Origin of the sequence: Halomonas sp. HK25, assembly GCF_047795635.1 — a bacterium.
GTDB lineage: Bacteria > Pseudomonadota > Gammaproteobacteria > Pseudomonadales > Halomonadaceae > Halomonas.
Window position 1 is genome coordinate 1,945,022 of sequence record NZ_CP181044.1, and the last position, 22,317, is coordinate 1,967,338.

The 22,317-nt window shown below is 65.9% G+C and carries 18 protein-coding genes and 3 tRNA genes; 18 read left to right on the forward strand and 3 right to left on the reverse strand.

Annotated elements, in window-relative coordinates; all coding sequences use genetic code 11:
* Nucleotides 1–14: 14 nt before the first annotated feature.
* The 10 genes from ACM26W_RS09360 (at nucleotide 15) to ACM26W_RS09405 (ending at nucleotide 10,266) form a co-directional block, all read left to right on the forward strand.
* Nucleotides 15–91 (forward strand) — tRNA-Arg (locus tag ACM26W_RS09360).
* A gap of 46 nt (nucleotides 92–137) precedes the next feature.
* Nucleotides 138–212: transfer RNA gene (locus ACM26W_RS09365), tRNA-His, on the forward strand.
* A gap of 25 nt (nucleotides 213–237) precedes the next feature.
* A tRNA-His gene (locus tag ACM26W_RS09370) sits at nucleotides 238–312 on the forward strand.
* Between the two features lie 258 nt (nucleotides 313–570).
* The gene (tig, locus tag ACM26W_RS09375) at nucleotides 571–1,923 is read left to right on the forward strand and encodes a trigger factor (RefSeq protein ID WP_416140559.1); all 1,353 of its coding nucleotides are present in this window, start codon (nucleotides 571–573) and stop codon (nucleotides 1,921–1,923) included.
* Nucleotides 1,924–2,011: 88 nt separating this feature from the next.
* Entirely contained in the window at nucleotides 2,012–2,632 is a 621-nt protein-coding gene (gene clpP, locus ACM26W_RS09380; RefSeq protein ID WP_169958202.1) for an ATP-dependent Clp endopeptidase proteolytic subunit ClpP, read from the forward strand.
* Nucleotides 2,633–2,740: 108 nt separating this feature from the next.
* The gene (gene clpX / locus ACM26W_RS09385; RefSeq protein ID WP_416140560.1) at nucleotides 2,741–4,021 is read left to right on the forward strand and encodes an ATP-dependent Clp protease ATP-binding subunit ClpX; all 1,281 of its coding nucleotides are present in this window, start codon (nucleotides 2,741–2,743) and stop codon (nucleotides 4,019–4,021) included.
* A 209-nt stretch (nucleotides 4,022–4,230) separates the two neighbouring features.
* Nucleotides 4,231–6,636 (forward strand): endopeptidase La, encoded by a 2,406-nt coding sequence (lon, locus tag ACM26W_RS09390; protein ID WP_416140561.1) that lies wholly within the window; start codon nucleotides 4,231–4,233, stop codon nucleotides 6,634–6,636.
* A gap of 176 nt (nucleotides 6,637–6,812) precedes the next feature.
* On the forward strand, nucleotides 6,813–7,085 hold the full coding sequence (locus ACM26W_RS09395) for an HU family DNA-binding protein (protein WP_106231210.1): 273 nt from the start codon (nucleotides 6,813–6,815) through the stop codon (nucleotides 7,083–7,085).
* Nucleotides 7,086–7,203: 118 nt separating this feature from the next.
* Nucleotides 7,204–9,021: a SurA N-terminal domain-containing protein gene (locus ACM26W_RS09400; RefSeq protein WP_416140562.1), complete on the forward strand. Its 1,818-nt coding sequence runs from the start codon at nucleotides 7,204–7,206 to the stop codon at nucleotides 9,019–9,021.
* A 201-nt stretch (nucleotides 9,022–9,222) separates the two neighbouring features.
* Nucleotides 9,223–10,266 (forward strand): CobW family GTP-binding protein, encoded by a 1,044-nt coding sequence (locus tag ACM26W_RS09405; RefSeq protein WP_416140563.1) that lies wholly within the window; start codon nucleotides 9,223–9,225, stop codon nucleotides 10,264–10,266.
* Here ACM26W_RS09405 and ACM26W_RS09410 read toward each other — a convergent pair.
* Nucleotides 10,255–11,019 (reverse strand): UDP-2,3-diacylglucosamine diphosphatase, encoded by a 765-nt coding sequence (locus ACM26W_RS09410; RefSeq protein WP_416140564.1) that lies wholly within the window; start codon nucleotides 11,017–11,019, stop codon nucleotides 10,255–10,257. The genes ACM26W_RS09405 and ACM26W_RS09410 overlap by 12 nt on opposite strands.
* Before the next feature lie 78 nt (nucleotides 11,020–11,097).
* Nucleotides 11,098–11,595, reverse strand: a complete 498-nt coding sequence (locus ACM26W_RS09415) for a peptidylprolyl isomerase (protein ID WP_416140565.1) — start codon at nucleotides 11,593–11,595, stop codon at nucleotides 11,098–11,100.
* A gap of 131 nt (nucleotides 11,596–11,726) precedes the next feature.
* Between ACM26W_RS09415 and ACM26W_RS09420 the strand changes: the two genes are divergently transcribed.
* A complete protein-coding gene (locus ACM26W_RS09420) occupies nucleotides 11,727–13,451 on the forward strand; it encodes a glutamine--tRNA ligase/YqeY domain fusion protein (RefSeq protein WP_416140566.1) in 1,725 nt (574 codons plus the stop codon).
* Nucleotides 13,452–13,465: 14 nt separating this feature from the next.
* On the forward strand, nucleotides 13,466–14,887 hold the full coding sequence (cysS, locus tag ACM26W_RS09425) for a cysteine--tRNA ligase (protein ID WP_416140848.1): 1,422 nt from the start codon (nucleotides 13,466–13,468) through the stop codon (nucleotides 14,885–14,887).
* A 138-nt stretch (nucleotides 14,888–15,025) separates the two neighbouring features.
* Here the strand turns inward: cysS and ACM26W_RS09430 are convergent, their stop codons facing one another.
* A complete protein-coding gene (locus ACM26W_RS09430) occupies nucleotides 15,026–16,042 on the reverse strand; it encodes a DUF1853 family protein (protein WP_416140567.1) in 1,017 nt (338 codons plus the stop codon).
* Between the two features lie 98 nt (nucleotides 16,043–16,140).
* Between ACM26W_RS09430 and ACM26W_RS09435 the strand changes: the two genes are divergently transcribed.
* The 6 genes from ACM26W_RS09435 to ACM26W_RS09460 all read left to right on the forward strand — a co-directional run bounded on the left by ACM26W_RS09435 (nucleotide 16,141) and on the right by ACM26W_RS09460 (nucleotide 22,304).
* Nucleotides 16,141–17,052, forward strand: a complete 912-nt coding sequence (locus tag ACM26W_RS09435) for an ABC transporter substrate-binding protein (protein WP_416140568.1) — start codon at nucleotides 16,141–16,143, stop codon at nucleotides 17,050–17,052.
* Nucleotides 17,053–17,071: 19 nt separating this feature from the next.
* Nucleotides 17,072–18,235, forward strand: a complete 1,164-nt coding sequence (locus ACM26W_RS09440; RefSeq protein ID WP_416140569.1) for an ABC transporter permease — start codon at nucleotides 17,072–17,074, stop codon at nucleotides 18,233–18,235.
* Nucleotides 18,232–19,176 (forward strand): ABC transporter ATP-binding protein, encoded by a 945-nt coding sequence (locus ACM26W_RS09445; RefSeq protein ID WP_416140570.1) that lies wholly within the window; start codon nucleotides 18,232–18,234, stop codon nucleotides 19,174–19,176. Before ACM26W_RS09440 ends, ACM26W_RS09445 begins: the two co-directional genes overlap by 4 nt.
* Nucleotides 19,169–19,939 carry an ABC transporter permease gene (locus ACM26W_RS09450; protein ID WP_416140571.1) on the forward strand — a complete coding sequence of 257 codons (771 nt, stop codon included), beginning with the start codon at nucleotides 19,169–19,171 and terminating at the stop codon, nucleotides 19,937–19,939. The genes ACM26W_RS09445 and ACM26W_RS09450 overlap by 8 nt, the downstream gene beginning before the upstream one ends.
* A 174-nt stretch (nucleotides 19,940–20,113) precedes the next feature.
* Nucleotides 20,114–21,325, forward strand: a complete 1,212-nt coding sequence (locus ACM26W_RS09455) for a thiamine pyrophosphate-dependent dehydrogenase E1 component subunit alpha (protein WP_416140572.1) — start codon at nucleotides 20,114–20,116, stop codon at nucleotides 21,323–21,325.
* A gap of 1 nt (nucleotide 21,326) precedes the next feature.
* Entirely contained in the window at nucleotides 21,327–22,304 is a 978-nt protein-coding gene (locus ACM26W_RS09460; RefSeq protein WP_416140573.1) for an alpha-ketoacid dehydrogenase subunit beta, read from the forward strand.
* Nucleotides 22,305–22,317 lie beyond the last annotated feature (13 nt).

Sequence of the window (22,317 nt, forward strand, 5' to 3'; positions counted from 1 at the left end):
CTGAATAGTAGAATGCGCCCATAGCTCAACCGGATAGAGCAACGGCCTTCTAAGCCGTAGGTTGCAGGTTCGAGTCCTGCTGGGCGCGCCATCTGCGGCGCGGTGGCAGAATGTCGGTTTGAGTAGCTGTCGATATGGTGGGTGTAGCTCAGTGGTAGAGCTCCGGATTGTGGCTCCGGTGGTCGTGGGTTCGATCCCCATCATCCACCCCACTTCGACGGTTGTTTCAAGGCAGTGGTGGGTGTAGCTCAGTGGTAGAGCTCCGGATTGTGGCTCCGGTGGTCGTGGGTTCGATCCCCATCATCCACCCCACTCCTTGATCCCTTCCAATCGTTATTGCTCTGATCTAATGGTATCCACTCTGACGCGGGCTCCACGAGCCGGCGATTTTGTCGTTTCTGGTCCATGGCGGCCCGGTGTCGGCTGTCTCGGCCGAGCGGCTCTTGTAAAATCGCTTGACGTCCCCATCTATGGGGCATGGCGCTTGCCAGTGCCGGGCTGGATTCATAAAATCCCCCTTTGATCTTTTCACTCTTCAACACAACGCCCCCAGTCGGTAGAGGACATTTCATGCAAGTTTCCGTCGATACGACCTCCCAGATCGAACGCCGCATCACGCTCCAGGTGCCGGCCGCCGAGATCGACGAGGCCGTCAATGCCCGTCTCAAGGATGCCGCCAAGAATGTCCGCATCGACGGCTTCCGCAAGGGCAAGGTGCCGATGTCGGTGATCCGTCAGCGCTACGGCCACGACGTGCGTAACGAGGTGGTGGGCGAAGTGATGCGGGAGCGCTACGTTCGCGCCCTCACCGAGAACGAACTCAACCCGGCGGGCTTCCCGCAGATCGAACCCACCATCAATGAGGCGGGCAAGGATCTCGAGTTCGTGGCGACCCTGGAGGTCTATCCGGAGTTCGAGCTGGCCTCCATCGAAGGCACCGATGTCGAGCGCCCGGTGGTCGAGGTCGTCGAGTCTGACGTCGACGAGATGATCGAGACCCTGCGCAAGCAGAACGCCGGCTGGGAAGAGGTCGAGCGCGCCGCCGAAGACGGCGACCAGGTGACCCTCGATTTCCAGGGCTTCCTGGGCGATGAGCCCTTCGAGGGCGGCAGTGCCGAGGGTCACAGCCTGGTGCTGGGTTCCGGCAGCTTCATCCCGGGCTTCGAGGAGCAGCTGGTGGGCGCCGTCGCCGGCGAGGAGAAGGAGATCAAGGTCACCTTCCCCGAGGACTACCAGGCCGAGCATCTGGCCGGCCAGGAAGCCACCTTCAAGGTCAAGCTCCACGCCGTGAAGGGCCAGGCCCTGCCCGAGGTGGACGCCGAGTTCGTCAAGAAATTTGGCGTCGAAGACGGTGATCTCGATCAGTTCCGCGCCGAGGTCATGAAGAACATGACCCGCGAGGCCGAGCAGGCCGTCGACAACCGCGTCAAGCAGCAGGTGCTGACTGCACTGCAGAAGGCCAACGAGATCCCGGTGCCGCAGTCGCTGATCCAGCAGGAGACCGACGGCCTCAAGCGCCAGGCGGCACAGCAGTTCGGTCTGGGCGAGGACTTCGACGTCTCCCAGCTGCCCAACGAGCTGTTCGCCGAGCAGGCCAAGAGTCGCGTTCAGGTCGGCCTGCTGCTGGCCGAGGTGATCAAGTCCAACGAGCTCGACGCGACTGACGACGAGATCCGGGCCAAGGTCGAGGAACTCGCCGAGCAGTACCAGGAGCCGTCCCAGGTGGTCGAGCACTACATGGGCAACGATCAGATGAAGACTCAGGTCAAGTCTGCCATCCTCGAAGAGAAGGCCGTCGACAAGCTGCTCGAGCAGGCCAGCGTCAAGGATGTCACCATGACCTATCAGGAGGTCCTGGCCGCTGCTCAGCAGCAGGCCGAGGCCGACGCGGAGGAGGAGAGCGAGGAAGAGGGCAAGGCCTGATCTCCCTCACCTCCTGTCGGTGGGCGTGCCGGCGATCGGCGCGCCCATCCAGCCGCTTCCATTCTTCGGATGCAAGGACATCACACTGATGAGCAACGAGTTCGAGATCCACAACGCCGGTGGCCTGGTGCCGATGGTGGTCGAGCAGAGCGCGCGCGGCGAGCGGGCGTACGACATCTATTCCCGCCTGCTCAAGGAGCGTGTGATCTTCCTGGTGGGTCCGGTGGAAGACTACATGGCTAACCTGGTGGTAGCTCAGCTGCTGTTCCTTGAATCCGAGAACCCGGACAAGGACATCCACCTCTATATCAACTCCCCGGGTGGGGCGGTGACCGCAGGGATGTCGATCTACGACACCATGCAGTTCATCAAGCCCGACGTTTCCACCGTGTGTATCGGTCAGGCGGCGAGCATGGGCGCGCTGCTGTTGGCCGGCGGCGCGGCCGGCAAGCGCTTCTGCCTGCCCAACTCGCGGATGATGATCCACCAGCCGCTGGGCGGCTATCAGGGCCAGGCCTCGGATATCGAGATCCACACCCGTGAGATTCTCGGCATCCGCGACAAGCTCAACCAGATCCTGGCCCATCATACCGGCCAGGACATCGACACCATCGCGCGGGACACCGATCGCGACAACTTCATGAATGGCGTCCAGGCGGCCGAGTATGGCCTGATCGATGCGGTGCTGGATAAGCGGCCCACATCCTGATAGCGTGATTTTCATCACGCCCTGACACTGTTCTCCGGCAGCCTGTGCTGCCGATGTGAGCCCGGCCGGGCGCCACGTGCGCCGGGCCAACTGAGATGAGGTATGCGAATGGCCGACGGCAAAGGCAAGGACGAAGGCGGCAAGCTGCTCTACTGCTCGTTCTGCGGCAAGAATCAGAACGAGGTGCGCAAGCTGATTGCCGGCCCGTCCGTCTATATCTGCGATGAGTGTGTCGACCTCTGCAATGACATCATTCGCGAGGAGGTGCTCGATGCCGATGCCGAGACCGACGAGGAGCGTCTGCCGGCTCCCCGCGAAATTCGTCACACCCTCGACGACTACGTGATCGGCCAGGACCGCGCCAAGATGGTGCTGTCGGTGGCGGTCTACAACCACTACAAGCGCCTGCGCTCCGAGGTCAAGAAGGATGATGTTGAGCTCGGCAAGTCCAACATCCTGCTGATCGGTCCCACCGGTAGCGGCAAGACCCTGCTGGCCGAGACCCTGGCGCGACTGCTCAATGTTCCTTTCACCATCGCCGACGCGACTACCCTCACCGAGGCGGGCTACGTGGGCGAGGATGTCGAGAACATCATCCAGAAGCTGCTGCAGAAGTGCGACTACGACGTCGAGAAGGCCGAGCGCGGCATCGTCTACATCGACGAGATCGACAAGATCTCGCGCAAGTCCGACAACCCCTCCATCACCCGGGACGTGTCGGGAGAGGGCGTGCAGCAGGCGCTGCTCAAGCTGATCGAGGGCACCACGGCCTCCGTGCCGCCCCAGGGTGGCCGCAAGCACCCTCAGCAGGAGTTCCTGCAGGTCAACACCGGCAACATCCTGTTCATCGTCGGCGGCGCCTTCTCCGGCCTGGACCGGGTGATCCGCGACCGTGCCGAGAAGGGTGGCATCGGCTTCAGCGCCGAGGTCAAGAGCAAGGACGAAGTGCGCGGCGTGGGTGAGCTGCTCGCCGACGTGGAGCCCGAGGATCTGGTCAAGTTCGGCCTGATTCCCGAGTTCGTGGGGCGCCTGCCGGTGATCGCCACGCTGACCGAGCTGACCGAGGATGCGCTGATCGAGATCCTCACCGAGCCCAAGAACTCCCTGATCAAGCAGTACGCCAAGCTGTTCGAGATGGAGGGCGTGGAGCTCGAGTTTCGCGAGGATGCCCTGCGTGCGGTGGCGATCAAGGCCATGGCGCGCAAGACCGGCGCTCGTGGCCTGCGCTCCATCCTCGAGTCGGTGCTGCTCGACACCATGTACGAGATCCCCTCTCTGGAAGGGGTCAGCAAGGTGGTGATCGACGCCTCGGTGATTGCCGGCGATAGCGAGCCGCTGCTGATCTACTCCCAGCAGCAGGAAGTGGCCGGCGACGGCACCGACGGCTGAGTCGTCCGGGCCTGCGCCTCCCCGCCGGGCCCCGACGCGGGAGCGAGCCTCGCCACTGCCGGTGAACCGCCGGCGCGGCGATGTCGCTTCCGCGTTTTTTGTGCGGGTGCCGCTCTTCCCGTTATCTATCGTCAGGCCTTCCCTTGCAATGAGGCCGGCGCGCCCCCACTCCTGAGTCATTCACCCGTTTTGTTTGAGGAACGTCTGCGATGCAGCAGAACGCCGATCAGACCCTGAGTCTGCCCCTATTGCCGCTGCGGGACGTAGTCGTCTACCCGCAGATGGTCATTCCGCTGTTCGTCGGCCGGGAAAAGTCGATCCAGGCCCTCGAAGCGGCCATGGATGCCGACAAGCGGGTACTGCTGGTGGCCCAGCGCGAGGCCAGCAAGGACGATCCGGATCGCGATGACCTCTTCGCCATCGGCACCGTGGCCGAGATCATGCAGCTGTTAAAGCTCCCCGACGGCACCGTCAAGGTGCTGATCGAGGGGGTCTCCCGGGCCGACGTGGGCGAACTCCACGCCGCCGAGGCCTATACCTCCGCCGAGGCGGTGCTGCGCGAGAGCGAGCCCCTCACCGAGCGCGAGCAGGAGGCCCTGGTGCGCGTGCTGCTCAACCAGTTCGAGCAGTACGTGAAGATGTCGAAGAAGGTGCCCAACGAGGTACTCAATTCGCTCTCCGGCATCGAGGATCCCAGCCGGCTGGTGGACACCATCTGCGCCCACCTGTCGCTGAAGATCGACGACAAGCAGCGGCTGCTGGAGATGGACCGGGTGCGCGATCGCATCGAGCACCTGATGGCGCTGATCGAGGCGGAGATCGATCTGCTGCAGGTCGAGAAGCGCATCCGCTCGCGGGTCAAGGACCAGATGGAGAAGTCCCAGCGCGAGTACTATCTCAACGAGCAGATGAAGGCCATCCAGAAGGAGATGGGCGAGCTCGAGAACGTGCCCAATGAGGCCGAGAAGTACGAGCAGGCCATCGAAGAGTCGGGCATGCCCAAGGAGGCCCGTGACAAGGCCACCCAGGAGCTCGGCAAGTTGAAGATGATGTCGCCCAACTCCGCCGAGGCCACGGTGGTGCGCTCCTACCTGGACTGGCTGATTTCGGTGCCCTGGAAGAAGCGTACCCGGGTCAAGCACGACCTGGTGCATGCCCAGCAGGTGCTGGACGAGGACCACTACGGCCTCGACGAGGTCAAGGCGCGCATCCTCGAGTACCTGGCCGTACACAAGCGGGTCAAGAAGCTCAAGGGGCCGGTGCTCTGCCTGGTGGGCCCGCCCGGGGTCGGCAAGACCTCGCTGGGCAAGTCCATCGCCCGGGCCACCAACCGCAAGTACGTGCGTCTGGCGCTGGGCGGCGTGCGGGACGAGTCCGAGATCCGCGGCCACCGTCGCACCTACATCGGTTCGCTGCCGGGCAAGATCATCCAGCGCATGTCCCGGGCCGGGGTCAAGAACCCGCTGTTCCTGCTCGACGAGATCGACAAGATCGGCATGGACCACCGCGGCGATCCCGCCTCGGCGCTGCTTGAGGTGCTGGACCCGGAGCAGAACAACACCTTCAGCGATCACTACCTGGAGCTGGATTACGATCTCTCCGAGACGCTGTTCATCTGCACCGCCAACTCCATGAATATTCCAGGGCCGCTGCTCGACCGCATGGAGGTGATCCGCCTGCCGGGCTACACCGAAGACGAGAAGTTGGCCATCGCCAAGCGCTACCTGGCGCCGAAGCAGCTCATCGCCAACGGCTTCAAGGAGGGCGAGCTGGCCTTCTCCGATGAAGCGGTGCTGGAGCTGATCCGCTATTACAGCCGCGAGGCGGGCGTGCGTGAGCTCGAGCGCCAGATCGCCAAGGTGTGTCGCAAGGTGCTGCGCGAGCGGCTCGAGCAGGAGGCCAGGGAGGGGGCGCTGGCGCCTGTGATGCTGGCTGTCGCGGATATCGAGGCCTATGCCGGTGTGCGCCGCTATAGCTATGGCCTGGCCGACCAGGACGATCAGGTGGGCCGCGTGACCGGCCTGGCCTGGACCTCGGTGGGCGGCGAGCTGCTCTACATCGAGTCGGTGGTGACCCCGGGCAAGGGGCGCATCAACAAGACCGGCTCGCTGGGCGATGTCATGAAGGAGTCGGTCAGCGCTGCCCAGACCGTGGTGCGTGCGCGCGCCCTGAGCCTGGGCATCGACCCGGAGCGCTTCGAGAAGGAAGACCTGCACATCCACGTGCCCGAGGGTGCCACGCCCAAGGATGGTCCTAGCGCCGGCGTCGCCATGGTCACCGCCATGGTCTCCGCCTACACCGGACGCCCGGTGCGCTGCGACGTGGCGATGACCGGCGAGGTCAACCTGCGTGGCGAGGTGATGCCCATTGGTGGCCTGAAGGAGAAATTGCTGGCCGCCCGGCGCGGTGGTATAAAGACCGTGCTGGTGCCCGAGGAGAATCGCCGCGACCTGAAGGAGGTTCCGGATAATATCAAGGAGGCTCTCGACATCAGGCCGGTTCGCTGGATCGACGAGGTGCTTGAAGTGGCGCTGGCCAAAAGGCCCGAGGCTTCTACAGAGGATTCTCGATCCGAGGATGCCGCCTCATCCCCGTCGATGATTAGCACGCATTGACAATATTTTTCCCACCATAATCTCGCTAAAAGCCTGATATGGTGGGGCCCGTCGCGGTAGTATGCTTGACAGTCCTTTCATCGCATTGCTATAAAATGCGCCACGCTATGATCGTGAGTTCCGGTTGAGTTGCTGCGCCGATTAGAGCCAAATTCTGAAAAATCAAGGGGTGAAGTGTGAACAAGTCCGAGCTGATCGAAGCCATCGCCGCGTCTGCCGATATTCCCAAGGCAGCCGCTTCCCGGGCCCTGGACGCCATGGTCGAGACCGTGACCGATAGTCTCAAGAAGGGCGACAGCGTTTCCCTGGTGGGCTTCGGTACCTTCCAGGTCAAGGAGCGCGCCGCGCGCACCGGTCGTAACCCCCAGACCGGACAGCCGATCGAGATCAGCGCCGCCAAGGTGCCGAGCTTCAAGGCCGGCAAGGCGCTCAAGGATTCCGTCAACTGAAGCGTGCGTTTCGCCGCGCCACTGATGGTTGACTCTCCTACAGGCGCATCGCCCACGGCGGTGCGCCTGTCTTGGTTTGAAGACCACACTTTCCACACAATACGTTGCCGAGGCCTGCATGCTGCAAAGTATTCGTGACCGCTCCCGAAGCTGGGGCGCCAAGATCATCGTCGGGGCCGTGGTCGTGACCATGGCGCTGTTCGGCGTCGAGTCCCTGGTGGGCCTGTTCGGCGGTGGTGGCGACGAGATCGCCAAGGTCAACGGTGAGCCGATCACCCGCCAGCAGCTGGAGCTCGAGGTTCAGCGAGCGATTCGAAGCGGGCAGGTGCCCCCTGAGCAGGAGCGCGCCCTGCGCGCCCAGATGCTCGACCAGCTGATCACTGACCGCCTGCTGACCCAGTTCGCCGAGGAGGGTGGTCTGTACCTCTCCGAGGAGCAGCTCGACCAGATCATCGTGTCGCTGCCGGAGTTTCAGGATCAGGAGGGCCGCTTCGACGGCGAGCTGTTTCGCAATCGCCTTGCCAGCGCCGGTTATACGCCAGTGGCCTTCCGCGAGGAGCTGCGCGTGGACATGAAGCGCCAGCAGCTGCAACAGGGCCTGGCCTTCAGCGACTTCACCCTGCCCAGCGAGCAGGAGCGTCTGGCGACCCTGCAGCGCCAGACCCGTAGCCTCCGCTACGCCACGCTTTCCGCTGAGCAGGTGGAAGGCGAGGTGGAGGTGACCGAGGCAGCCCTTGATGAGTACTACGCCGCTAACGCCGACAACTACCGCCGGCCCGAGCAGGTTCGCCTGGAGTATGTGCTCATCGATCGCCAGGAGATGGCCGAGGCGGTCGAGGTGGAGGAATCCGCGCTTCGCGATGCCTGGCAGGAGCGCACCGCCGATGCCGATCGACGCATCGCGCATATCATGCTGACTGTCGGTGGTGAGCGCAGCCGCGACGAGGCCGAGGCGGAACTCGAGGCGGTGCGCGAGCGCCTGGCCCGGGGCGAGTCCTTCACCGACCTGGCCGCCGAGGTGTCCGACGACACCGTGTCGGCGGAGCAGGGCGGTGATCTGGGCGTGATCAGCCGCGGCTTCTTCGGCGACAGCTTCGATGAGGCGGCCTTCAGCATGGAGGAGGGGGAGGTCTCCGGCATCGTCGAGACCGACAACGGCCTGCACCTGTTGACCGTCACCGGGCTGGAACGCGCGCCCTTCGAGGCGGTTCGTGATGAGCTGCGCCGCGATCAGGCGCTGTCCCGGGTCTCCAGCGAGTTCAACGAGCGGGTCCAGCGCCTGATCGACGAGAGCTTCGCCGCCGACGACCTGCAGAGCGTGGCTGATGATATCGGCCTGACGCTCAACACCAGCGATTGGGTCTCCCGCGACGGTGCCGAGGGCGTGCTCTCCGAGCCCGGAGTGATGAGCGAGGCGTTCAGCGCCGATGTGCTGGAAGATGGCTTCAACAGCGAGGTGATCGAGCTCGACAACGATCGCCGTCTGGTACTGCGCGTTGCCGAGCATCGCGAGGCCACGACCCTGCCGCTCGAAGAGGTCCGCGACCAGGTCGAGGCCAGCGTGGCCGCCAATCTGCGCCGCGAGGCACTGATGGAGATGGGCGAGCAGCGTCTGGAGGCGCTACGCGCCGGCGATGACCAGGGCCTGGACTGGCAGCGTGTCGAGGGCGTGGGTCGTCAGGAGACCCAGGGACTCTCCCGCTCGGTGGTCGATGCGGTGTTCCGCCTTCCGGCCCCTGAGGGCGACACCCCCGTCTATGGCCGCGCCGCTGACGGTGACCGGGTGATGCTGATCGCCCTGGAGCGGGTCGAGGAGGGTGAGCTCGACGCCCAGGTGGAGCAGTTCGTGGCCAGTATGGCCGAACGCCTGCGCGCCCAGGCCGCCATCCAGGGCCTGCTGGATGACCTGCGCGACAAGGCGGAGATCCGCCAGTAGCCAGGGCCTTCGGTTAGCCGCAAGGTACAAGGAGCAAGCTTCAAGGACACCCCTTGGCTTGCTCCTTTTTTGTGGCTCGTTTGAACCACCCTTTTACTCGTTCCTGGGTCACAAGCCATCGCGCAGGATCAGCGCTCCTACAGCTCGGCCCCTTGCCCCTGTGTTATGATATAACACTTTCGACTCCCGAGAGGATTCCCCATGCCCGCCCCCCTGGCCAATATTCCCGTGCACCTGGTTACCGGCTTCCTGGGCAGCGGCAAGAGCAGCCTGATCCATCGACTGATCGCCCAGAAACCCGCGAATGAGCGCTGGGCGGTGCTGGTCAACGAGTTCGGTCAGGTGGGCATCGACCAGACAATGTTCGAAGAGCGAGACGACCTGATCGTCAAGGGGCTGCCGGGTGGTTGCCTGTGCTGTCAGCTGGCCTTCGTGATGCAGGCCACCCTGGTCAATCTGCTGCATCGCTATCGGCCGGACCGGCTGATCATCGAGCCCTCCGGGCTCGGCCATCCGGCGGGCCTGCTGGAGGTGCTGAGGGGAGAGGCCTTCGAGGGCGTTCTGACGGTGGGCGATATCGTCGCCGTGCTGGACCCCCGACGGCTGGATGACCCCCGCGCCAGGCAGCATGAAACCTTCCGCGACCAGCTGACCCTGGCCGACGGGGTGGCGCTGACCATGGTCGATCTGGCTACGCCCGAGCAACTCGCGGCGGCGAAGGCATGGCTTTCGGAGCTGTGGCCCGCCAAGGGCTGGGTCATGGAGGCCCCCCGCGGTGAGCTGACGCTGGGGCGGCTGATCGGGCATGGCGAGAAGGCGACTGTGGCGGTGGTGGGTGACAGCGATGCCCATCGGCGCCTGCGCGATGCAGCGGGCACGACGCTGGTGCTGGAGGAGTTCGCGGCGACACCGCCCGCGCCGGGCCGGCCCCGGCGGGAACAGGGTGAGGCGCTGGGCCATGCCACCCTGGGGTGGCGCTGGCACCGAAGCGACTGCTTCGACCTGGATCGGTTGGCGATGGTGCTGGGGGAGTTGCCGCCTGTCCTGCGGGTCAAGGGGGTGTTCCACACCGATGCAGGCTGGAAGCTCTACAACCGCGCCTCAGGGGCGGTAAGCCTTACCGGCAGCGCCTGGCGGCGTGATTCTCGCCTCGAGGTGATCGGCGAGACGGGAAGCCTGCCCGACGCCGAGGCGCTGGAAAAGTGCCTCGAGGCCTGCCGGTTGCCGTCGCCTTCAACCGACTAACGGAAACTCCCGCAACTGCGGCTCGCCATCGTCTTCGATCACGACCTCCCAGCCCCGGCCGGGCTGCCAGTCGCCCAGCACGAAGCGCCTGGCCGGCTGGCCGTCCACCTCGAGTTCGTGCACGGCGGGCCGGTGGGTATGCCCGTGGATCAGGGTGGTCACGCCGTGTTCGGCCATCACCTCGACCACCTCGTCCAGCGTGACGTCCATGATCTCCTCGGCCTTGCTGGAGTTGGCTTCGCCGGACTGCTCGCGCAGTTGTCTGGCCAGATTGATGCGCTGCGCTAGCGGCATCGACAGCACCTGTTCCTGCCACTGGGGATGGCGCGCCTGGGCGCGGAAGGCCTGGTAGGCCGTGTCCAGGGTGCAGAGGCTGTCGCCGTGCATGAGCAGCACACGCTTGCCACCAAGCTCCACCACGCTGGGGTCGGGCAACAGGGCGGCGCCGGCCTCCTCGGCGAATCGCTTGCCGAGCAGAAAGTCCCGGTTGCCGTGCATCAGGTAGAGCTCGGTGCCGTCGTCGGCCAGGCGCTTGAGGGCTTTGGCGATGCGTGTTGCCAGGTCGGCGTTGCCCGTAGGGTCGCCCCCCGCCAGGTCGAGCAGGTCATCGCCGATCCACGCCTCGAAGCAATCGCCGAGGAGATAGAGCGCGTCACAGCCGCAGGCGCGTTCCTCCAGCCAGTGCAGGAAGCCGTCGGTGACCTCGGGGGCGCCGGGGTGCAGGTGGAGGTCGGAAATCAACAGAGTGGTCATGGCAGCGGGGTCCTGGAACTGGCGGGCAGAGGGCAAGACGCCCGCACGGGGCGGGCGTCGATTGGGTAGCAGGCGCGATCAGGCGTCCTTGACGTAGGCCTTCTGGATTAGGACATCTTCGGCGGGCACGTCGGCATGCATGCCGCGGCGGGTGGTGGCCACGTTCTTGATCTTCTCGACCACGTCCATGCCCTCGACCACGCGGCCGAACACGCAGTAGCCCCAGCCCTGGATGGACTTGCCGCTGTGGTTCAGGAAGGCATTGTCGGCGACGTTGATGAAGAACTGCGCGGTAGCCGAGTGCGGATCCTGGGTGCGTGCCATGGCCAGGGTGCCGGCCTCGTTCTGCACGCCGTTGTCGGCCTCGTTCTCGATCGGGTCGCCGGTGGGCTTCTGATTGAAGTCGGTGTCGAAGCCGCCACCCTGGACCATGAAGCCGTCGATCACTCGATGGAAGAGGGTGCCGTCATAGAAGCCGTCGCGCACATACTGCTCGAAGTTGGCGGCGGTCTTCGGGGCCTTCTCGTAGTCCAGCGCGACACTGATGTCGCCGTAATTGGTCTGCAGAACGATCATCGATAGGTTCCTGTACGGTAAAGGGGCCTCGCCTTGGCGTTGCCCATGGGCGTGGCGCTATAATAACGGTTTTGCTTCGATGGGCGAAGTGACCCCGCCCGCACCTTCAACCAGAGGTTGTTTCTCCAACCATGACCACCGATACCTCCAGCGCGCCGAATTTCATCCGCAACAAGATCCGCGACGAGATCGAGGCCGGCCGCTCCGGCAAGATCGTGACCCGCTTCCCGCCGGAGCCCAATGGCTTCCTTCATATCGGGCACGCCAAGTCGATCTGCCTCAACTTCGGCCTGGCCGAACATTTCGGTGGTGATTGTCACCTGCGCTTCGACGACACCAACCCGGCCAAGGAAGAGCAGGCCTATATCGATGCCATCCAGGAAGATGTCAGCTGGCTGGGCTTCGAGTGGGCCGGACCGGTTCGCTTTGCCTCGGACTACTTTGACCAGCTCTATGCCTGGGCCCAGCACCTGATCCGCGAGGGCAAGGCCTATGTCGACGACCTCTCGCCCGACGAGATCCGCGAGTATCGCGGCACCCTCACCGAGTCCGGACGCCCGAGCCCCTATCGTGAGCGCTCGGCCGACGAGAACCTCGACCTGCTGGAACGCATGCGCACCGGCGAGTTCGCCGAGGGTGAGAAGGTGCTGCGGGCCAGGATCGACATGGCCTCGCCCAATATCAACCTGCGCGACCCGATCCTATACCGCATCCGGCATGCCCACCACCACCAGACCGGCGACAAGTGGAAGATCTACCCCTCCTATGACTTCACCCACGGCCAGTCCGATGCCATCGAGGGGGTCTCCCACTCCATCTGCACCCTGGAGTTCGAGGACCATCGGCCGCTCTACGAGTGGTTCCTGGACAATCTGCCGGTGCCGGTCAAGCCGCGCCAGACCGAGTTCGCCCGGCTCAACCTCAACTACACCCTGACGTCCAAGCGAAAGCTCAAACTGCTGGTGGACGAGGGCATCGTCGACGGCTGGGACGATCCGCGCCTGCCGACCATTTCCGGCATGCGCCGTCGCGGCTATACGCCTGCGTCGATCCGCAAGTTCTGCGAGATGATCGGCGTGACCCGCGCCGATGGTGGCCTGGTGGATATCGCCATGCTCTACCACGCCATCCGCGCCGACCTCGAGGACAACGCGCCGCGGGCCATGGCCGTGCTCAAGCCCCTTAAGGTGGTGCTGTCCAACGTTCCGGATGGCTTTGAGGAGGTCTATGAGGTGCCCGGTCATCCGGCGCGGGATGATCTCGGCGTGCGCCGGATTCCCTTCACCCGGGAGCTCTACATCGACCAGGACGATTTCATGGAGGAGCCGCCCAAGAAGTTCTTCCGCCTGGCGCCCGGCAAGGAGGTGCGCCTGCGCAACAGCTACGTGATCCGCTGCGACGAGGTGATCAAGGACGACGCGGGTGAGATCGCCGAGCTGCGCTGCAGTGTCGACTTCGACACCCTGGGGAGGAACCCCGAGGGCCGCAAGGTCAAGGGCGTGATCCACTGGGTCAGCGCCGAGCACGGCGTGCCCATGGAGGTTCGCCTCTATGACAACCTCTTCCTCGAGGAGCAGCCCGATCGCGACAAGGACGCCGACTTCCTCGACCACCTCAACCCCGAGTCCCTTGTGGTCTGCCAGGCCATCGGCGAGCCGAGCCTGGCCCAGGTGAGCCCCGAAAGCCGTTTCCAGTTCGAGCGGGTGGGCTACTTCTGCGCCGACCGACACGCCTGCCGCGATGGCCGACTGGTGTTCAACCGCACCGTGGGACTCAAGGACAGCTGGGCCAAGGTTCAGAAGCAGGACGCCCAGAAGCAGGAATCCCAGAAGAAAGACGATCGGAAGAAGGGGTAAACGTGAGCGCAGAACTGCAGATCTACAACACGCTGACCCGTCGCAAGGAAGCCTTCACCCCCATCGAACCGGGCCGTGTGCGCATGTACGTTTGCGGCATGACCGTCTACGACTACTGCCACCTGGGCCATGCCCGGGTGATGGTGGCCTTCGATGTCATCACCCGCTACCTGCGCCATCGCGGCTATGACGTCACCTATGTGCGTAACGTCACCGACATCGACGACAAGATTCTCCGGCGCGCCGACGAGAACGGCGAGAGCATCTCGACGCTCACCGAGCGCATGATCGAGGCGATGCACGAAGACGAGGCGCGGCTCTCCGTGCTGCCGCCGGACCAGGAGCCCCGCGCCACCCGGCATATCGGCGACATCATCGGCATGATCGAGACGCTGATCGCCAAGGGCTATGCCTACGCCGCCGACAACGGCGACGTCTACTACCGGGTGCGCAAGTTCGAGGGCTACGGCAAGCTCAACAACCGCGACCTCGACGAGATGCGCTCGGGGGCGCGTGTCGATGTGGACGAGCACAAGGAGGACCCGCTGGACTTCGTGCTGTGGAAGGCGGCCAAGCCCGGTGAGGCCAGCTGGTACTCGCCGTGGGGTGAGGGGCGCCCCGGCTGGCATATCGAATGTTCGGCGATGTCGAAGTGCTGCCTGGGCGACACCTTCGATATCCACGGCGGCGGGCCGGACCTGACCTTCCCGCACCACGAGAACGAGATCGCCCAGTCCGAGGCGGCCAATGGCAAGCCCTTCGTCAACACCTGGATGCACGCCGGGGCGGTGCGGGTAAACCACGAGAAGATGTCCAAGTCCCTGGGCAACTTCTTCACCATCCGCGAGGTTCTCGAACACCACGACCCCGAGGTGGTGCGCTACCTGCTGGTGGCCAGCCACTACCGCAGTGCGATCAACTACGCACCGGAGTCGCTGCTCGATGCGCGCAAGTCGCTGGAGCGCTTCTACAACTCTCTCGAAGGGCTTTCGCTCGAAGGTCTGGCCCCGGAAGGCGGCGACCAGGCGGCAGGAGAGGCGCCGAGCCGATACGAGTCACGCTTTACCGCGGCCATGGACGACGACTTCAACACCCCCGAGGCGCTGTCGGTACTCTTCGACCTGGCTCGTGACCTGAACCGCGCGAGGAAGGAGGCTCCCGAGCAGGCACCGGCCCTGGCCGCCGAGCTCAAGCGTCTGGGCGATATCCTGGGGCTGCTGCAGCAGGATCCCGAGACCTTCCTCAAGGCCGGCGCCAGTGAGCTGCCGCTCTCGGAAGACGAGATCCAGTCGCGGATCGAGGCGCGTGCCGCGTCCAAGAAGGCCAGGGACTTCGCCGCCGCCGACGCTATCCGCGACGAGCTGGCCGCCCTCGGCATCATCCTCAAGGACTCTCGGGAAGGCACCACCTGGGTGTACGAGAAGCCCCAGGACTGACGTTCTCTCTTCCAGCCCCGGTCAGGCCGCCCGGCTCGCCGCAAGGTGAGTCGGGCGGCTTGCCGTCGGGCCTCATCCGACGTGAACCGCCTGTTGCTCATATCGGCGACACCCTTCGATGAGTGAGCCCTACGTTGCTCAGTCCGATGATGAGCGGCCTGGGGAGGAGATTGCCGTGCCGGGGAGCTTGGCAGGTGGCAGCGGAATCTGCCGAGGCCAGTCATCGGCGACCACGAACAGCCGGTGCCAGCCCGTGTCGGCCTGCCACAGGGCCAGCTGGACGGGTGAGGCGGGTTCGCGAAAATGCTGAGCCAACTGGGCCTCGAGGACACGCAGGGGCATCAGGTATTCGGGGCGGGGCAGGGCGAGCCAGTGTGGCTTGTGCAGCCGGGCGCCCTGGGTGCCGCGGGGCAGGCCATCCCGATAGTCGCGCCACGCCCGCCAGAATAGCCAGGTACCGCGCAGGTGCGCCGGGTTCGCTTCCCGGGGTGGGGGCAGTTGCCGCTGCCAGGGATAGAAGAGCACTCCCGGCATGGCCAGCCGGCGATGGATCGCCAGGGGGCGATCGGCACCCACGGCATCGCGGGTCAGCAGCTCATGCAGCGCCGCTCGTGTCTCCGGCAGCTCGGTCAGGCGCAGTTGATGCCGATGCAGGTGCTCGCGCTTGCCGGCCAGGCTGTCGGCGCTGCCGGGACCGATCCAGCGGGCCTGATCGTCGGCGTGACCGGGCCCTTCCGCCAGCCCCAGATAGAATTTGATGGCCACCTCGAGATGGATCAGCATCGACTCGCTCCGACGCCGGTAGAGCAGGTCCAGCTCGCCCAAGGTCTGCTTGCCGCGCTGGATACGCAGGTTGTGGGCGAGCAGCTCGGTGCCGGGGGCGTTGGCCAGCAGAAACTGCCAGAGTCGCTCATGGTAGAGTCCCATGCGGCCGGCGAGGGCGCCGCCGAGGCAGGCTTCCAGGGGGCCCGGGTCGGCCTCCAGATCATCCAGCCAGGCCGTCAGCCGCGCATCGTCAGCGAGCCCCAGCGTGTGTCGATCGGGACGGCCCGGCCAGGGCATGGCCAGCAGGTCGGGCACCAGCAGCAGCCAGGCGAGATCACGCACCAGTGGGTGGTGGCAGCGGTCGAGCAGGGGCAGGGTGGCGAGCGGCATGCGGGGCGTCCCGAGCGTTGGCGACAAGTGTCTGACAGGCAAGGCCTGCTCTCCCTATACTGCAGGATACATTCACGCTTACCGGGTGGTCACTCTCCATGCGTATCCCGTTTCCCCGCCGGCTGGCCATGGCCGCCGCCACCCTGCTGAGCCTCTCCGCGGCCCAGGCCGATGACCCCGTGGTGGTCGCCTCCAAGATCGATACCGAGGGCTCGGTGCTGGGCCAGCTGATCCTTCAGCGCCTGGAGGCCGGCGGCATAGAGGTGCAGGACCGGCTCCAGCTGGGTGGCACCAGCATCGTACGCGAGGCCCTGCTGGCCGGCGAGATCGACCTCTATCCGGAGTACACCGGCAACGGCGCCTTCTTCTTCGACATGACCGACAGCGACGTCTGGCACGATCCCGAGGCGGCCTATGCGATGGTCCGTGATCGCGATGCGGAGAACGACCTGGTGTGGCTGACGCCGGCGTCGGCCAACAACACCTGGGCGATGAGCGTGCGCGGCGAGCTGGCCCGTGAACATGGCCTATCCACCCTCGAGGATCTGGCGACCTATCTGGAGCAGGACGGTGAGTTCAAGTTTGCCGCCAGCGCCGAGTTCGTGGAGTCCGAGCAGGCGCTGCCGGCGTTCCAGGACGCCTACGGCTTCGCGCTCACCGAGGATCAGCTGCTGGTGCTCTCCGGCGGCAACACCGCCTCCACCATGCGCGCCGCCGCCCAGCAGACCAGCGGCGTCAACGCCGCCATGACCTATGGCACCGACGGGGGGCTGAACGCCCTGGATCTGGTGGTGCTGGAGGATACCCTGGGCGTGCAGCCGGTCTATCAGCCGGCACCGGTGGTGCGGGCCGAGGTGCTCGAGGCCTATCCCGAGATCGAGTCCCTGCTGGGCCCGCTGTTCGAGGCGCTGGACCTGGAGACCCTGCAGCGGCTGAACGGCGATGTGGCGGTCAACGGCCTGGACCCGCGCCGGGTCGCCGCGGACTTCCTCGACGGCCTGGACGACTGAGGCCGGCGTGCACAGGGAGGTGTCGACCCCCAATCGTGTGCTGCTGGCGCTGACGCTGGCCGCCGTGTTGACCTGGCTGGTCTTGCCACTGGTCAGCATTGCCCCTAACCGGATCGTGCCCGGGAGCCCGCTGCCTGCCTACGAGGCTTTCGGCTGGGCGGGTGCCTTGGCCGCCGTGCTTGCGCTGCTCGGGCTGGCGGCACTGGCCTGGCGACCCTCGCCGCGTCGGCTGTGGCTGGCGCTGGCGCTGGCCATGCTGCTGCTGTTGGCGCTGCCGGCCTGCCTGGCCGTGGCGGCGGCCCGGACCATCGATCCGTCTCAGCCTCAGGCGCGCCTGGGGCTGGGAGCGGCCTTCTGGCTGCTGCTCTTCTGCCTCTCGCTGATGGTGATCGAGCTGCGTACCCGGCTTGCCCTGGGCGCCGCCGCGGGCTGGCTGCTGGGGGCCTTGGTGCTGGCCGCCTGGTGGCTGGCCGGCCCCTGGCTGGAGCCGCTGGCGCTGTGGCGGGAGTATCAGGGGCGCAGCGATCAGTTCGCCGGAGCGGTGGTCGACCACCTGCTGCTTGTCGGCGGTGCCGTTGGCGTCAGCCTGGTGCTGGGCACCGGCATCGCCCTGGCCATGCGACGGCACACCGGCGTGGAGCGGGTCGGCTTCGGGGTGCTCAACTTCCTGCAGACCATTCCCAGCCTGGCGCTGTTCGGGCTGCTGCTGGCGCCGCTGGCGTGGCTCGCGGCCAACGTGGGCTGGGTGCATGCGCTGGGTGTGCGCGGCATCGGCTGGGCCCCGGCCTTCCTGGCCCTGCTCGGCTACAGCCTGCTGCCCATGGTGCGCAATACCTTCGTGGCGCTCTCCGGCGTGGATGTCGGTGTGCTGGAGTCGGCGCGGGGCATGGGCATGAGCCGCCCCCAGGTGTTCTGGCAGGTACGACTGCCCCTGGCATTGCCGGTGGTGCTCGAGGGTGTGCGCATCACCACGGTGCAGGCGATCGGCCTGACCGCAGTGGCGGCGCTGATCGGGGCCGGGGGGCTAGGGACCTTCATCTTCCAGGGACTGGGTCAGGCCGCCATGGACCTGGTGCTGCTGGGCGCGTTGCCGATCCTGGCCATGGCGCTGGCGGCCGATTCGCTGCTGGGCGCCCTGACGCGCCGCCTGGACCCCCGACTCGCGGCCGGAGCCATCGCATGATCGAACTGATCGGAGTCACCAAGCGATTCGGCAGCGAGACCGCCGTGGACGCCATTTCGCTGCGTGTCGAGCGAGGCGAGCTGTGCGCCCTGGTGGGCACCTCCGGCTGCGGCAAGTCCACCACCCTGCGCATGATCAACCGGCTGATCGAGCACAGCGAGGGAGAGATCCACCTGGAAGGTCGCCAGGTGCGGGAGTTCGACGAGCAGGTCCTGCGCCGGCGCATCGGCTACGTGATCCAGAGTACCGGGCTCTTCCCCCACTGGACGGTGGCGCGCAACATCGGCCTGGTGCCGAGACTGCTCAAGTGGCCGAGGGCAAGGATCGAGGCACGGGTTGCGGAGCTGATGACCCTCCTGGGTCTGTCGCAGGCGCAGTTCGCCGGCAAGTATCCCCACCAGCTCTCCGGCGGCCAGGCCCAGCGGGTCGGTGTGGCCCGGGCGCTGGCGGCGGACCCCGATATCCTGCTGATGGACGAGCCCTTCGGGGCCCTGGATCCGATTACCCGCGAGTCGCTGCAAGTAGAACTGCGCGAACTGCAGTCGCGACTGCACAAGACCATCGTCTTCGTGACCCACGACATGGACGAGGCGCTGGCCCTGGCTGATCGGCTGGTGGTGATGCGCGCCGGACGTATCGTGCAGCAGGGCACGCCGCTCGAGTTGCTGCGTGCGCCAGCCAACGATTTCGTGGCCGCACTGCTGGGCGGTAACGACCGTGGCCTGAAGGAGACCAATATCCTTCGCGTCGATGAGCGGATGGAGCCCCTGTCGTCGCGCCTGCTGCCCCAGACCCGCGTCCATCGTGACGCCAGCCTGCGCCAGGCGCTGGCGGTGATGTTCCGCGAGCACGCCGACCGTCTCGCCGTGGTCGATGACGACGACAGGGCGGTGGGGGAGCTCTCCCTGCGCCGCCTGGTCGGGGCCCGGCGCGATGAATGAGCCGAGATCGCCTCGAGCGTCGCTGTCCGCCGCCTGGCTCACCTGGCGGGGGCCGCTGATCTGGTGCGGTCTGCTGCTGGCCCTGACCCTCGGCATGGCCTGGCTCGAGCCGCTGTTCCGCCGGATCGAACCCGGCACTCGCCAGGTGATCTACCCCCACGCCGACTTCCTGCTGCTGCTCGGCCGCCACCTGCTGGTGGTGGCCGTCGCCTCGCTGCTAGCCATCCTGCTGGGGGTGGCCGCGGCGGTGGCGGTGACGCGGGAGGCCTGGCGGGATTTCCTGCCGCTGGTGGCCCAGTTCGCCTCCATGGGGCAGACCTTTCCGCCGGTGGCGGTGCTGGCCCTGGCGGTACCGGTGCTGGGCTTCGGCACCTGGCCGATCATCGTGGCGCTAGTGCTCTACGGCCTGCTGCCCATCGTGCGCAATACCCTGGCGGGACTCTCCGGGATCGCACCCGGCGTGCTGGAAGCCGCGCGCGGCATGGGCATGCGCGACACCCAGCGGCTATGGCAGGTGGAGCTGCCGCTGGCCACGCCGGTCATCCTGGCCGGCATCCGCACCTCGGTCACGGTCAATATCGCCACGGCGGCGCTGGGCGCCACGGTGGGGGCCAGCAACCTCGGCGCGCCGATCATTTCGGGCATCGTCAACGGCAATACCGCCTACGTGCTGCAGGGCGCGTTGCTGATCGGCCTGCTGGCGCTGGCCGTGGACAGCGCCTTCGAGCGTCTGCAGCGTGTGCTGAACCGCACCGCTCGCTGAGTATGCGGCAGCAAGATCCACTGGCTATTGCTTCCTTGGTAGCAGGGTGGGTGCGCAAGGCTGCATTTTACGTTAACGTCATCCTGGGTTGCGTTGACCCGCCAGGGGTAATCCTTCTGGCAAAGGTCGAGGCAAGCAACAACACTGCCCTCAAGAGGGGTAGAGGAAACCGAGATGACAACGACAACAGATATCCATACGCCCGACTTCCTTCGCGGCGACGAGTTTTCCATTCCCACCTTTCGGCTGCTCCGGCAGGACGGCACCCTCCATGAGGGGGGCGAGGAGCCTGGACTCGAGCGCGAGCAGGCACTCAGGATCTATCGCACCATGGTGGCGACCCGGGTGATGGATGAGCGGATGATGGCGGCCCAGCGCCAGGGTCGTCTCTCCTTCTACATGCAGTGCACCGGCGAGGAGGCTGCGGTGATCGGCGCGGCGGCGGCGCTCGATGACGCCGACATGATCATGTCCCAGTACCGCGAGCAGGGTGCGCTGGTCTATCGCGGCTTCAGCTACGACGAGTTCATGAACCAGCTGTTCGGCAACGAGCTCGACTACGGCAAGGGCCGTCAGATGCCGATCCACTACGGCTCGCGCAAGCTGCACTACATGACCATCTCCTCGCCCCTGGCCACCCAGATCCCCCAGGCCGCCGGCTACGCCTATGGTCAGAAGCTGGCGGGCGAGGGCCACTGCACCATCGTCTTCTTCGGCGAGGGCGCCGCCTCCGAGGGCGACTTCCACGCCGCGCTCAACATGGCGGCGGTGCACGAGGTGCCGGTGATCTTCTTCTGCCGTAACAACGGCTATGCGATCTCGACGCCCTCCATCGAGCAGTTTGCCGCCGATGGCGTGGCGCCGCGGGCCTTCGGCTACCGCATGCACGTGATCCGCGTGGATGGCAACGACATCCTCGCGGTGCTCTCGGCCACCCGCAAGGCGCGCCGGATCGCGGTGGAAGAGAACAAGCCGGTGCTGATCGAGGCCATGACCTACCGCCTGGCGGCCCACTCCTCCTCGGATGATCCCTCCGGCTACCGCTCGAAGGACGAGGAGGAGGCCTGGCGCGACAAGGACCCCCTGCTGCGCATGCAGAACTGGCTGGTGGCTCGGGAGTGGTGGAGCGAAGAGGAGGAGAAGGCCCTCCAGGAGTCGCTGCGCCGCGAGGTGCTGGAGACCATGAAGCGCGCCGAGAAGCGTCCTCCGCCCCCGCTCGATAGCCTGGTCAGCGATGTTTATGCGGATGTCACCCCGGCGCTGCAGCGCCAACTCGACCACCTGAAGACCCATATCCGCCAGTACCCGGACGCCTACCCCAGAGGCGCGCGCTCCCTGGACCCGGACGTGAAGCCCCGTGACGACTCAAGCCAGGGAGGAGAGTGAGATGCCGACCATGAACATGCTGCAGGCCGTCAATAACGCGCTGGACATCGCCATGGCGGAGGACGAGAAGGTCATCTGCTTCGGCGAGGACGTCGGCATCTTCGGCGGGGTATTCCGCGCCACCAGCCACCTGCAGGAGAAGTACGGCCGCGCCCGTTGCTTCAATACGCCGCTGGTGGAGCAGGGCATCATCGGCTTCGCCAACGGCCTGGCCGCCCAGGGCTCGGTGCCGGTGGCCGAGATCCAGTTCGCCGATTACATCTTTCCGGCCTTCGACCAGATCGTCAACGAGACCGCCAAGTTCCGCTATCGCTCCGGCGACCTGTTCAACGTCGGTGGCCTGACCATCCGTACGCCCTACGGCGGCGGCATCTCCGGCGGGCACTACCACTCCCAGTCGCCCGAGGCCTACTTCGCGCATACGCCGGGCCTCAAGGTCGTGGTGCCGCGCAACCCCTACCAGGCCAAGGGCCTGCTGCTGGCGGCCATCCGCGACCCCGACCCGGTGATCTTCTTCGAGCCCAAGCGCCTCTATCGCGCTTCCACCGGCGAGGTGCCCGAGGCGGACTATCAGCTGCCCATCGGCGAGGCCGAGGTGACCCGCGAAGGCAGCGACGTCACCGTGCTTGGCTGGGGCGCCCAGATGGAGGTGATCGAGCGCGCGGTGGAGTTGGCCGAGAAGGAGGGCATCTCCTGCGAGGTCATCGACCTGCGCTCCATCCTGCCCTGGGACGAGGACAGCGTGGCCGAATCGGTGCTCAAGACCGGCCGCCTGGTGATCACCCATGAGGCGCCGCTGACCGGCGGCTTCGCCGGCGAGATCGCCGCCACCGTCCAGGAGCGCTGCTTCCTTTATCTGGAATCGCCCATCGCCCGGGTGACCGGCCTGGATACCCCCTTCCCGCTGGCCCTGGAGAAGGAGTATCTGCCGGATCACCTGAAGATCTTCGAAGCGATCAGGGCCTCCGTGGCCTTCTGATTTTCCGATATCT